The sequence below is a fragment of the Paracoccus sp. IB05 genome, from assembly GCF_016405985.1.
GTDB lineage: Bacteria > Pseudomonadota > Alphaproteobacteria > Rhodobacterales > Rhodobacteraceae > Pseudogemmobacter.
This window is the reverse complement of record NZ_JAEFCF010000071.1, coordinates 1-12,567: the sequence shown is the minus strand read 5'-3', so window position 1 is coordinate 12,567 and position 12,567 is coordinate 1. Positions and strand designations below refer to the sequence as shown.

Below are 12,567 nucleotides of genomic sequence, written 5' to 3'. Positions count from 1 at the left end.
CTTTGAAGAGAGCATCGCTCTCAGAAGACCGGAACAGAACCGGGACAGGTCCAGGCAGAGCATGACCGCGCGCGCCTATCCCCACAGGCCCAACTCCGGCCGGAGCAGCGGGGAGGTATAGATCGACAGCCCCCGCAGATCCCCTCGCAGCACCGGGTGCGCCGCGAAATCCCCGTCGAGCACCGTAAATCCGAAGGGGTTTTCCAGGAGCCGCCAGCGATCCAGGAGTGTAGCCTCCAACAGGTCTTCGGTCGTGAGATCAAGCTTGGCCTTCTCCATCAGTGCCTCGAGCCTTGCCAGTCGTGCCGCCATATTCGGCCGCTCCATGATTATTTCTCCTTGCGATCTGTGGCGCTTGAGGGAGCGAGTGCCTTTGCCCGCGCTGCGAAATCGCTCAAAAGTTGGGTCAGTCTGCCTGCGTCTTACAGGGCCGTGAACGCGTTCGCCTCGAAGTCCTCAAGAGAGCGGGTTGCCTGATTGCGCAGAGCGCCAGTCCGTCGAGTTGCGGCCGGGTATCCTGGGCATGGCTTTGAGAACCTCGCGGCATGAGTGGGCCGATGCGAAAATCGGACGCTTTCCGGTTGGTCTCGGATGGATGTCATGGGGTCCGGCGGGACGATCGGGTCGCGGTGGCCGGTCTTAGCGCATCCAATGTTGCCTGAATGTTCTCGATTGAGTCAAGCCGAGGGCCTGCCAAGGTGGTCGGCCATGAGGGGCCGGAAGCCGCTGGAAATCGCGTGGAGAGCGATCAGCGTAAGATACTGATATTGTTGGTATACGCTGGCGTGGCTCGGAAAGTGGAAGTTATACGTCCACAAAGTGGTCGCCAAAACCCAGAAAGTGGCGTCTTTTTGGCCGCCGTTTCAATGGGCGTTATCTGAGTGAATTTACAATAGAACCCACCCTACAGATGATGGCTTATCGTATAAGCCTAATTATGTACTCTCATCATCAACGCTGGCCCGGGCTCGCCAATGGAGCTGTTGTGAGTTTACACAGCATTTCTGCCCTTATCCGCCCTTTTCTGCCAGTTTGGGGCATAGAGAGTGCAACTCCGAACACCTTGCCCAACAATGTCATGATCTTACGCATCAAAGGCCGTAACGTCCTGTTGACCACTCGCCGATCTGGCCGCCCGAAATCCCGAGTTTCCGCCTCCACCTCGCGACGGCTTTGCTTTCGCGGACGGAGAGCTTTTGCGTAAAGGTTGCTTGCCTCGTTCAGGGCCTCCGAGCTGAACCCCGTCTCAAGCGGGCTGGCCCCCGCTCATCGAGATCTGAGCAGAAGCCGGAATCTGAGGGCAGAACGCCCAGGCCCCGATCAACGCCGCTGCCGAGTTGACCAGGTTATAAACGGCCGTCGTGGCTGTGGTCTATCGGGCATCCGCCCGGTTCATCACCAGGATGATGGGGCCAGGACGCCGCCGGTGCCGGTTGTTCCGGAGATAGAACCGATCACCGCACCGGTGATCAGGGCAGGTATGAACGGCGGTGGGTCGGGCACGCGAACGGCCGCTTTACTTTGGGTAAGCCTCGTGCTCCGCGCCATCAGCAGGCCCGACAGTGCCTGAATAGCGCCATCGAGCGGAAAATATGCCCCGGAACCCAGATTCACGGACCCGCCAGGCACGGGGAACGGAAAGCCGGGCACTGCAAAAGGAGAGCGGTTTCGCCAGGAGAGCTGTGCGGCCCTTTGGAGCATGAAAGTTCCAATGCGCCGCGACCACAAGGTGCAGCGCCAACCCGGTAATCTTCATCTCCAGCGGTGACAATCCAGGAATGGCCATCAGCGCGATCTGGCTTGTGGCGCCCGCCTGACCCACCGCCACGTATAGACCAGCGCAACAAGGAAGAATGCCAGGATCAGTTCAGCTGGTCTTCTGCGCGTTGGCACATCCATCGGCCACCGCATCAGGAAGGCATATGCGGCCCCCGCAGCAATCCTCCATGAGGAACCGCAAGAGGCCGTTCAGCGCATCGAACTCGGCGGTGTAGAGGATCGACCGGCTTTCCCGACGGGAGGATACGAGGCCCGCACGCTCCAGCTCCTTCACATGAAAGCTGACATTCGATGCGGTGACCCCGGCCTGCTCGGCAATCAGGCCCGCGGCCAGACCCTCCGGCCCCGCCACGACCAGCATCCGCAGGATGCGCAGGCGGGTTTCCTGAGACAGGGCTCCGAAGGACAAGAGCGCTTGACGTTCATCCATTATTTGATGATCCTATAAATGTCGAATCAATAGGTATCGCGAATGACGATCCAAAGCAATATCGGCGCGCCGACCGGCATAGCCGACCCCGAAGATATTACCATCGGCGCGCTTCTCCGGGCGCTCCGCCACCTTGAGGATCGGCCATTGGTCTTTACCTGTTACGGCCAGGACGTTCGGCCCGGCGTCGGGATCACCGTTTGCGACGATGCGGCGGGAGAAATCTGTCCGATCTGGCCGGGATCACCGGCGACGCCCATTGGGGCATTGCAGATCCGGCAGCCACCGCCTGCTCAGAGCGCGCGCGCGAGATGGCCTTCATCGAGGCGCATCGTTACCTGCGGCTCCGCCTTGAGCTTTTCTGTGCCCTGCCTGTTGCATCGCCGGATGCAATGCGCCTGACCCGCCACCTGCGTGAGATCGGCCGCGCCGAGGGCGCAACGGACCGCGCGCGCGACAGCATCTGAGGATATCATGGACATCATCATCTACCACAACCCCGCCTGCGGGACCTCGCGCAACACCCTGGCCATGATCCGCAACGCGGGTGTCGAGCCGCATGTGATCGAATATCTGAAGTCGCCCCCGAGCCGGGCCATGCTGCAGGACCTGGTGGCCAGAATGGATATTCCGCTCCGCGCCCTGCTGCGCGAGAAGGGCACGCCTTTTGCGGAGCTTGGCCTTGACGATCCGAGCCTGACCGACGACCAGCTGCTTGATGCCATTGCGGCACATCCGGTGCTGATGAACCGACCGGTGGTGGTGTCGCCGAAGGGCGTTCGCCTCTGTCGCCCGTCCGAGGATGTGCTGGATTTGCTGCCGCCGCAGCAAGGCGCGTTCACCAAGGAGGACGGCGAGCAGGTCATCGACGCGGCGGGCAACCGCATCAGGTCCGCCTGAGCGATGGCATCTTCCCGCTCGCGCCGCCTGTCATTCCTTGACCGCTATCTGACGGTCTGGATTTTCGCCGCCATGGCGCTTGGCATCCTGATGGGCTCCGTGATCCCGGGGCTGCCCAAGCTGATGGAAAGCCTGTCCATCGGCACCACCAACATCCCGATCGCCATCGGCCTGATCGTGATGATGTATCCGCCACTGGCCAGGGTCCGCTACGAGGACTTGCCGCAGGTCTTCGCCGATCGCCGCGTGCTGATCCTGTCGCTGGTGCAGAACTGGCTGATCGGCCCGGTTCTGATGTTCACCCTTGCCGTGATCTTCCTGCGCGACCATCCCGATTACATGACCGGCCTGATCCTGATCGGCCTAGCGCGTTGTATCGCCATGGTTCTGGTCTGGAACCAGCTTGCGCGCGGCGACAGCCAGTATGTGGCGGGTCTGGTTGCCTTCAACTCGATCTTTCAGATCCTGTTCTTCCCGGTCTACGCCTGGGTCTTCCTGACCCTTCTGCCGCCGCTCTTCGGGCTGGAGGGCAGCGTGATCGACATCAGCATCCGGACCATAGCCGAGGCGGTGCTGATCTATCTCGGCCTCCCCTTTGCTGCCGGTTACCTGACTCGTCGCCTGCTGATCGCCCGGCGTGGGCAGGCCTGGTATGCAGAGCAGTTCCTGCCAAAGATAAGCCCGCTGACCCTGGCGGCACTGCTCTTCACCATCGTCGCCATGTTCAGCCTGAAGGGGGGCGAGGTTCTGACCCTCCCGGGCGACGCGTTGCGCATCGCGGTGCCGCTGACCCTCTATTTCCTGATCCAGTTCACCATCAGCTTCTGGATGGGGCGGCTGATCGCGGCCGACTACCCCCGCACGACGGCCATCGCCTTCACCGCCGCCGGCAACAATTTTGAACTGGCCATCGCGGTCGCCATCGCGGCCTTCGGGCTGGCCTCGCCGGTGGCCTTTGCTGCCGTCATCGGCCCGCTGGTGGAGGTGCCGGTGCTGATCCTGCTGGTATCCGTCGCGCTGCGGCTCGGCCGACGCTGGTTCCCGGATGCCCCAACGAAAGAAGAGATGCAGACGTGACCGATCTCCCGAACCTCACCGATGCCGTGCGCATTCCTCTGGCAGGCGATTTGTGCGCCCCCTCGCGATCCGCGCATCCGCCACGGATCCTGCTGCTCTACGGCTCTCTCCGCGCGCGGTCCTACAGCCGGTTCCTGACGCAGGAGGCCGAGAGGCTGCTGCAATATTTCGGCTGCGAGACGCGCATTTTCGACCCCAAAGGCCTGCCGCTGCCGGACGAGACCGGCGCCGATCATCCGAAGGTGCAGGAGCTGCGCGACCTCTGCCTCTGGTCTGAAGGCCAGGTCTGGATCAGCCCCGAACGTCACGGGGCTATGACCGGAGTGATGAAGAGCCAGATCGACTGGATCCCGCTCTCCATGGGCGCGATCCGACCGACACAAGGGCGGACACTGGCGGTCATGCAGGTCTCGGGCGGGTCGCAAAGCTTCAATGCCCTGAACCAGATGCGTATTCTTGGCCGCTGGATGCGGATGCTGACCATCCCGAACCAGTCCTCGGTCGCGAAGGCCTATGACGAGTTCGACGAGGCCGGCCGGATGCGGCAATCACCCTACTATGACCGCGTGGTCGATGTGATGGAGGAACTGGTGAAGTTCACCCTTCTGACGCGCGACATCTCCGCCCGGCTGACCGATCGCTACAGTGAACGCAAAGAGGCCGCCGAAGCGCTGGAAGCCCGGCTTCGACTGGACGAGGCTGTGCGATGACCCTTGCCGCACCGGCCCTGCCCCGGCGTTGGCCGGTGATCACGGCGCTCGGCATCGTGCAGATCTTTGCCTGGGGCAGCAGCTACTATCTGATGGCCCCGCTGGCCGGCCCAATTGTGGCCGATACCGGCTGGCCGCTGCCCTGGGTGATCGGCGCCCTGTCCCTTGGGCTGCTCGTCGCGGGACTGACTTCGCCCCGCGTTGGCACGGCCATTGCGCGCCATGGCGGTCGGCCGGTGCTTGCCGGCGGAATGATCCTGCTGTCGGCAGGTCTTCTTGTGCTGGCGGCGGCTCCGAACCTGCCGGTGTTCTGCCTCGGCTGGGTCATCATCGGCCTCGGCATGTCCGCCGGGCTCTATGATCCGGCCTTCGCAACGCTGGGCCGTCTTTATGGTCGCGACGCCCGATCTGCGATCACCGCGCTGACCCTTTGGGGCGGGTTTGCCAGCACGGTCTGCTGGCCGATCTCGGCCTGGGCGGTCGGGCAGTTCGGCTGGCGCGGCACCGCCGCCGGCTACGGGCTGCTGCATCTGACGCTCTGCCTGCCACTGATCTGGCGCATGATCCCGCAGGAGATGAAAGGGCCACCGATGGGCAAGGGTAACGCGGCGGCGCAGATAGCGCTTTCGCGGCCTGAGCGCCGCAGTTTCCGGATCCTGACGAGTATCTTCACCCTGGCCGCGATCATTGCGGCTGTGGTGTCTGTCCATCTCCTGACCCTGCTGGAGGCCCGCGGCGTGTCAACCGCTGCGGCGGTTGCGATGGGCGCGCTGATCGGTCCGGCACAGGTCGCCTCGCGCCTGGTGGAGATCGCGAGCGGTGGCAGACATCACCCCAGATGGACCCTGCTGATGGCGGCTCTCCTCTTTGCTGCGGGTGTGGCTCTGCTGGCTTCCGGCTTCGGCTTTTCGGGCCTCGCGCTCATGCTTTATGGCGGCGGCAACGGCCTGTTCTCGATCGCCCGTGGTGCGCTGCCAATGGCGCTGTTCGGACCCGAGCGATATCCCGTCCTGATGGGGCGCATGGCACGGCCAGCCCTGATCGCCCAGGCAGCAGCCCCTGTGGCCGGGGCTTTCGCAATACAGATCATGGGGGCGAACACAGTGCTTTTTCTGCTCATGGTTCTCGCGGGATCAGCATTGGTGCTGGCCATCGCCGTCGCCGTTGTCCGGCCAGGGTGATGAACAGCGAGCCGACATCAGTGACTGTTATCCGAACAGCGCAAAATGCGTCAGAGCCAGAGGAGGGTTGCGCCAGATTCCGGCAATACTCCCGTCCGCCGGAGACGGATCGAGACCCTCTCGGCGGAAGAGACCGGGCGCTCTCCTGACAGTTTTTAACCTCGCGGCAGGCAGGCTTTGCCCTGGGTCTTTATCGGAAAGGCAATGCAGAAGCGCGCGACCTGATTGCCAGACTGCGCCAATGGATCAGCAGGCTGGACAGGTCGACGATCCGAAGGGTGAGAAACTGTTGGGTCTGGAACGCCTGCCAGACCTCCCTACCCTGCCGCGATTTCACGAACCTGTCTTGCCGCAGCCTCCAGCAGTCCCTGCGCAAGGGCATTGTCATTCACCGCCCGCGAGAGCGTCAGCGCGCCCACCATCAGCGACAGCACGGCCATCGCCTTGTCCGAGGGCCGGTTTTCGCCGGCAGATCCGGTCATCTCTGTCAGCATCCGAAGATGCTCCCGCATTCCGACCTCGAACTGCGCTCTGACCTCCGCGCCCTGACGGGCAGCATCGGCCCCCAAAGCGACAATGGGGCAGCCTTCCCCCTTCCTGTTCAGATGTTCGGGCGAAAGATAAAAGGCGGTGACAGCCTCAAGCGGCGCATCGGGATTGCTGGCGACCGCCTCCGACCAGCGCCGTGTCGCCATTTCCATTGCGCGCGCGGAGGCCTGCCCGATCAGATCCTCTTTCGAGGCGAACTGTTTGTAGAAACCGCCCTGTGTCAGGCCCGCGCCCTTCATCAGATCCTTGAGCCCGATGCCATCGAAACCATGTTCACGAAACAGCTTGCTGGCCACATTGATCACGGCCTGATGGTTTTCTTCCGCCTGCGCGCGGGTCACTCTCATGAGGCGCTCCGATCCTTGAATTCGCTGCGAAATTCTTACCGCATATAGAGGCTGAACGCAATCAAAGCAGCATCCACCCCGCCCCATCCGGGGGCAGCAAGGCAGGTCTATCGCCGCAAGACGGCCCCGAGCATGATCCCCCCATAAGCGAAAAGCCCGAGCCCCAATGCCAGATAGAGGGCACGGATGTCGCCGGTCCATTCCAGCGCCAGCCAGCCACCGCCAAGCGCGATCACCAGCCGGACAATCCCCGCCACCAGCGGCATTGTCAGCCGTTGCTGGCCCTGCGCCGCGAAGTAGAGCACCAGCCCGAGGCCGAAGAAACCGTAGAACGGCCCCACGATACGCAGATAGGCGCGGCCGGTTTCAATCATCTCAGCCTCGGCGCTGAAGAGCGTCAGCCAGGCCACCGGAAAGGCGGCCGCGATCAGGCCCACCGCTTCGGTTACGGCAAAGGCCAGCACCGCGCCGATCAGCGCGATCTGGCGCGCGCGGGCCTCCAGGCCTGCGGCGGCATTGGTGCCGACCAGCGCCACCATCGGGGCACCGATGCCAAAGACCAGCGGGATCAGCAGATATTCCAGCCGGATGCCGGTGCCAAAGCCCGCCACCGCCCCGACCCCGAGCCGCAGCGCGATGATCGCCGTGCTGCCGGCGATCACCACATTGCTGATCACCGACTGAACCGAAGACAGCGCGCCAATCTTCAGTATGCCGGCAAAATGCCGTGCTTGCAGCGGCAGCCAGCGAAAGCGCGCGGGGTTGCGGCCAGACGCGATGTAAAGGCCCAGAATGGCCGCCCCAACGGCATAGTAGAGCACCAGCGCCAGCCCGCCGCCCGCGATGCCCATCGCCGGGACCGGGCCGAAGCCGAAGATCAGCAGCGGCGAGACCGGGATCAGGAACACCACCCCGAGCACCGAAACGAGCGCCGGCACCAGCATGTTGCCCGCACCACGGATCACACTGCCCAGGCCATTCATCAGCCAGGTGAAAACATTCCCGGCAAACACCACGTTGGAATAGATGATCGCGGCTTCCAGCTCGCCGCCGCGCCCGCCAAGCGCGGTGTAGATCGGGCGGCCCCAGATCAGGAACAGCACCGAGAACGCAAGGCCAATCACCAGATTGACCACCACCGCATGCAGCACCAGCGCATCGGCGTCGGCCCTGCGTCCGGACCCAAGGGCACGGGCGATCGCGGAGGAGACCGCGCCGCCCACCGCCCCGGCTGAAATCATCGTCATCAGCATGACCACCGGAAAGACCAGCGCCATACCCGCCAGCGCATCGGTGCCGAGCTTCGAGACCCAGAAGGTCTCGATCAGCCCGGTCGAGGCCTGCGCGAGCATGATCAGCACATTGGGCAAGGCCATCCGCACCAGCACCGGCAGGATCGGCGCCTCAAGCAGACGCTGCGTGCGCGGGTCGCGTTCACTCGTGGCAGTGGCAGCGGTCATGCAGGCATCAATGGGCTGGAGGCGGAGAACATCCGGTTGATCCTTTGGGTCACTGGTCTGTCCAGCGGCGCAGAGCAAGGCTGGCGTTGACACCCCCAACGCCAAAGCCGTTCGACAGGGCATAGTCGGTCTGGATGGTGCGGGCGTCCGGGCCGACAAGCTGCAGGTCGGCAGCCGCCGGATCCGGATCGGTCAGGTTGCGCGTCGGCGGCGCGATCTGGTCGCGCAGTGCGAGTGCGGTGAAAATCGCGTCCAGCCCGCCTGCCGCCCCCAAAAGATGGCCGGTCGCCGATTTTGTCGCGCTGATCGCCGGGCCTGGCAGACCGGCGAACAGGGTGCGGATCGCCGCCAGCTCGCCCAGATCACCGACCGGGGTCGAGGTGGCATGTGCGTTCAGATGGCCGACCGCACCCGGCGCAATCCCGGCCTGGGCCAGCGCAATCTCCATCGCGCGGCGCGCGCCGTCGCCATCTTCGGGGCCTGCGGTGATGTGCCAGGCGTCTGATGTGGTACCGTAACCGACGATCTCGGCAATCGGTTGCGCACCGCGCGCGAGAGCGTGGTCCAGCGCCTCGATCACCAGGATGCCCGCGCCTTCGCCCATCACGAACCCGTCGCGCCCCCTGTCAAACGGGCGCGATGTCAGCCCGGGTGTCTCATTCCAGCCGGTCGACAGCGCGCGGGCGGCGCCGAACCCGCCAAGCGCCGTGCGGTCGATACAGGCCTCGGCGCCGCCACACAGCGCGACGTCGATCTCGCCCGCGCGGATCATGCGGGCAGCATCGCCGATGGCCTGGACCCCCGCCGCGCAGGCGGTGACCGGCGCGCCAAGCGGCCCTTTGAATCCATGCCGGATAGACACCTGACCTGCGGCAAGGTTTGCCAGGAACGACGGCACCGTGAAGGGCGACAGGCGACGCGGACCCCGATCCGCCACTGTCGCCACTGCGCCCACGATGGCGTGGAACCCGCCGATCCCGGTCGCGATGATCGTAGCTGTGCGGTGACGTTGCTCATTGGTTGCAGGGATCCACCCCGCCTGCGCCACGGCCTCATCGGCTGCCGCCATGGCGAAAAGGATGAAACGATCCATCCGCCGCTGGTCCTTCGGCGCGACCGTCCTGTCGGGGTCGAAACCACCTTCCGGATCCTCGGCAGTGCCGGGAACCGGTGCCGCGATCCTGCACCCCAGATCGGCGCTGACCGCATCCGGCAGAGGGCGCAGACCCGAGCCGCCCGCGAGAAGGCGTTGCCAGTTCAGCGCTGTGCCGGTGCCGAGCGGGCTGACGGCGCCCATACCGGTAATCACGATTCTGCGCATGGTATGTTCTCCGATCCATATTAGATTTCATACGAAATCTAATATGGATCGGCAAGATGCCGGGATTCATGAGCCAGAAATCGTGATGGCACCAGGCCAAAGCCGTCTGACTGTTGTGGCAGTTCGAACCGCAACGGCTGAGTTCTGGCAGGCGGGTCTGTGCGGGAGCCAGTTCAGGAACAGCAGCGTCCCGCCGTGTCCCGACTGCCAACGAGCACCCTGCGAAAAGTGGTGGACCGGGCCAGTCAAACGCCCCGGTCCGGCGTCGGAATTGGTCGTCCCACCGCCGACACGCAGCTGCTGCTGCCAGTCCGGATCCTATTGGTCGAAAACCCCGCTGACCCCGAGTGACAGCAACGACCGCGCCGGCCTGTTGAAGCACCCCACGCACCCGCAAAGAACGCCATGACAAGTTGGCGTTTTCCCGGGTCTGGCAAGGGCGCGACAAATCCCGGGCCGGACCGGCATTGAGGTGATGTCAGCCAGGCTCGCGGATTGCACCGGCATCAAAAACTCTGTCGCCTGAAGCATTTCATATGAGGAGGCGTTGCTGCCATGCACCAGGTGCCAGGCCGCACTTCAGCCTGTCGATGAGCACCGCAGTCAGACGTTCCGGATGGGCAATATGCGATCCTGGGATGAGGCTTCCTTCAATGGCCGGCCCGGTCGGTCACGGGCCGCGCCGAAACAGGTCTGGTTCTGATTTCCACGGCTTTCAAAATGTCGGGATCTGCCTCTCCCCCGGCACAACCTCCGGCTCAGGAAAAGCGAATGCCCAACGGGGTGGTCCTTAATTGGCTCAGGCCCACCGCAGAGTACCGCATCCGTCAGGCGGCAGCGACAGGCCTCAGCTCTCGACCGCGCCGATTTGCCAGATATAGACCGGCTCGGTGCCATTGACCGCGTTATCGCCGAGAATACGCTCTTTGTAGATCAACGGGTTGTGGTTCGCAGCCGTCCGCGCATTGCGCCAGTAGCGGTCCAGCCCGAGCGCCGTATCCGCCGCCGAAGCGCTCAGCGCGTTGAAGAGGTCACTGGTTGCGCGTAGCGCGAGGTCCGCCGCCGCAACCTGAGCCTCTGCCGAGGCCAGCTCCGCCGCGATATTGGCGGCGTCATCGGCGGCCTTGTCACCCGCCTGCGAGGTTTCAAAGGCACGATCGGCTGCGCGGGCGGCCTCGATGGTGGCGGCGCGGGCGGCAAAGGCAAAGGCGCGCGCGCGGCCCACGACCTGCAGCACCTGCGGGTCCTGGCGGACCACCGAGCCCGAGCCATGCGAGAAGGCGCGTTTGCGGGCGGCGACCTTACCCGCGACATCCTGCACCGCCGCCAGTGCCGCGCCCGACAGCACCGCATCCAGCACCAGCTGATAATAAGCGGTCTGATAGCGGAAGCGGGTCTCGAACGGCACCAGCCCCTCGGCCTCCAGCGCTGCTCCTTTGAAGGTGGTGGTGCCGGTCCCGGTCAGCTTCTGGCCAAAGCCGGTCCAGTCATCAAGCCGGTCGATCCCTGGCTGATCGGCGCGCAGGATCGCCACCACCGGCGCCCCATTGTCTGAACGCACCGCATAAGTGTCTATCCAGTCTGCAAAAATCGTACCGGTCGAATAATATTTCTCGCCATCGACGCGAAAGCCCTCCCCCTCGGGTGTGACTTTGGTGATGGTTTCGCCCAGCTTCACCTTGCCAATTTCCGACCAGGCATTGCCGGCGATCTCGCCCTTGCCAAAGCGGCGGAGCCAAACTTCCCCCTCGGCCCGCGGCGCCACCAGCCGGTCCTCGACCAGCGCAAAATGGCCGCGCAGCGCCTGGACGATATTGGTATCTGCCGCCGCAAGATCGATCAGCAGATCGAAGAACTGCTCAAGGCTCGCGCCCGAACCGCCGAATTCAACCGGCACCCGCAGCGCGGTGAAACCGGCTTCTTTCAGCCATTTGATCTCCTCAAACGGCAATTGCCGCTCGCGCTCGCGCCGGTTGGCGCCCTCACGGATGCGTTCGAACAGCGGCGCGAACCGGGCTTTGAGCGCGGCCAGATCGGGGCGCGTCGCGGGCTGAAAGCTGGTTTCTTGTATCGTCATTTTCGGGAACTCCGGTTGCAACAGCCCACCCTGCCCGGCGCAGTGGCGCCGGGGGCATCATGGCTGGTCGATGGGCTTATCGGCAGGCGCCGCGTTATTCGGCGGCGAGGGTTTGTTTTTTGCGGGCTTCGATGTCGCGGACGCGGGGGAGGACGTGTTTTCCGAAATACTCAACCTCTTCCTGGAAATGCAGGAAGCCCAGCAGCACGAGGTCGGCGCCGGCCTCGTTCAGGCCGGTGATGCGTTCGGCGACCTGGTCGGGTGTTCCGATCAGGTTCGGGCGGAAGCCGTCATTATATTGCACGAGATCCTCGAGTGAGGATTTCGCCCAGTTGCCCTCGCCCTCGGGGCTGGCGCGGCCGGCGTTCACCACCTGTCCGGCAAAGCCCCGGACGGCTTCGGGATTGGCCTTCGCGATGATCTCGCGCAGCACCGCCTGGGCCTCGGCTTCGGTCTCGCGCACGATGGCGAAAGCGTTGATGCCGATCTTCACCTTATGCCCGTTGGCCGCCGCTTTCGCGCGGATGTCTTCGACCTGGGCGCTGAGCCCTTCCGGCGTATTGCCATTGGTGAAATACCAGTCCGAGACCCGGGCCGCCATGTCGCGCGCCGCGCGTGACGAGCCGCCCTGGAAGATTTCCGGTTGCGGATCAAGGGGTTTGGGCTTCAGGCTATAATCGCTGAAGCGGTAGAAATCGCCCCGGAAGGTAAAGCTTTCCTCAGACCAGATGCCGCG

At 64.1% G+C, this 12,567-nt stretch carries 12 protein-coding genes; 5 read left to right on the top strand and 7 right to left on the bottom strand.

From position 1 onward, the window contains the following. Nucleotides 1-75 precede the first annotated feature (75 nt). Together JC607_RS24705 and JC607_RS24700 are read right to left on the bottom strand one after the other, a co-directional pair. On the bottom strand, nucleotides 76-327 hold the full coding sequence (locus JC607_RS24705; RefSeq protein WP_198839369.1) for a hypothetical protein: 252 nt from the start codon (nucleotides 325-327) through the stop codon (nucleotides 76-78). A gap of 1,540 nt (nucleotides 328-1,867) precedes the next feature. After that, on the bottom strand, nucleotides 1,868-2,209 hold the full coding sequence (locus JC607_RS24700) for a helix-turn-helix transcriptional regulator (RefSeq protein WP_198839368.1): 342 nt from the start codon (nucleotides 2,207-2,209) through the stop codon (nucleotides 1,868-1,870). 200 nt (nucleotides 2,210-2,409) lie between these two features. On the opposite strand from JC607_RS24700, the gene JC607_RS25690 reads away from it, so the two are divergent. Genes JC607_RS25690 through JC607_RS24675 form a run of 5 tightly spaced genes read left to right on the top strand, consistent with a single transcriptional unit; the run spans nucleotide 2,410 to nucleotide 6,077 of the window. Beyond that, on the top strand, nucleotides 2,410-2,676 hold the full coding sequence (locus JC607_RS25690) for a hypothetical protein (protein WP_233093147.1): 267 nt from the start codon (nucleotides 2,410-2,412) through the stop codon (nucleotides 2,674-2,676). Between the two features lie 7 nt (nucleotides 2,677-2,683). Continuing rightward, the gene (gene arsC, locus JC607_RS24690; protein ID WP_198839367.1) at nucleotides 2,684-3,109 is read left to right on the top strand and encodes an arsenate reductase (glutaredoxin); all 426 of its coding nucleotides are present in this window, start codon (nucleotides 2,684-2,686) and stop codon (nucleotides 3,107-3,109) included. A 3-nt stretch (nucleotides 3,110-3,112) separates the two neighbouring features. After that, nucleotides 3,113-4,186, top strand: coding sequence for an ACR3 family arsenite efflux transporter (gene arsB, locus JC607_RS24685; RefSeq protein WP_198839366.1), 1,074 nt, complete (start codon nucleotides 3,113-3,115; stop codon nucleotides 4,184-4,186). Continuing rightward, entirely contained in the window at nucleotides 4,183-4,896 is a 714-nt protein-coding gene (arsH, locus tag JC607_RS24680; protein ID WP_198839365.1) for an arsenical resistance protein ArsH, read from the top strand. The genes arsB and arsH overlap by 4 nt, the downstream gene beginning before the upstream one ends. After that, the gene (locus JC607_RS24675; RefSeq protein ID WP_198839364.1) at nucleotides 4,893-6,077 is read left to right on the top strand and encodes an MFS transporter; all 1,185 of its coding nucleotides are present in this window, start codon (nucleotides 4,893-4,895) and stop codon (nucleotides 6,075-6,077) included. Before arsH ends, JC607_RS24675 begins: the two co-directional genes overlap by 4 nt. Before the next feature lie 317 nt (nucleotides 6,078-6,394). Here the strand turns inward: JC607_RS24675 and JC607_RS24670 are convergent, their stop codons facing one another. From JC607_RS24670 to JC607_RS24650, 5 genes are all read right to left on the bottom strand, one after another. Beyond that, a complete protein-coding gene (locus tag JC607_RS24670) occupies nucleotides 6,395-6,973 on the bottom strand; it encodes a TetR/AcrR family transcriptional regulator (protein WP_198839363.1) in 579 nt (192 codons plus the stop codon). Nucleotides 6,974-7,080: 107 nt separating this feature from the next. Then, nucleotides 7,081-8,433 (bottom strand): MATE family efflux transporter, encoded by a 1,353-nt coding sequence (locus tag JC607_RS24665; protein ID WP_198839362.1) that lies wholly within the window; start codon nucleotides 8,431-8,433, stop codon nucleotides 7,081-7,083. Nucleotides 8,434-8,482: 49 nt separating this feature from the next. Continuing rightward, complete coding sequence (fabF, locus tag JC607_RS24660) at nucleotides 8,483-9,754, bottom strand: beta-ketoacyl-ACP synthase II (protein ID WP_198839361.1); 1,272 nt, start codon at nucleotides 9,752-9,754, stop codon at nucleotides 8,483-8,485. 847 nt (nucleotides 9,755-10,601) lie between these two features. Then, a complete protein-coding gene (locus JC607_RS24655) occupies nucleotides 10,602-11,831 on the bottom strand; it encodes an acyl-CoA dehydrogenase family protein (protein ID WP_198839360.1) in 1,230 nt (409 codons plus the stop codon). 94 nt (nucleotides 11,832-11,925) lie between these two features. Continuing rightward, nucleotides 11,926-12,567, bottom strand: a 642-nt coding sequence (locus JC607_RS24650; RefSeq protein WP_198839359.1) for an LLM class flavin-dependent oxidoreductase, incomplete at its 5' end; no start/stop codon positions are given.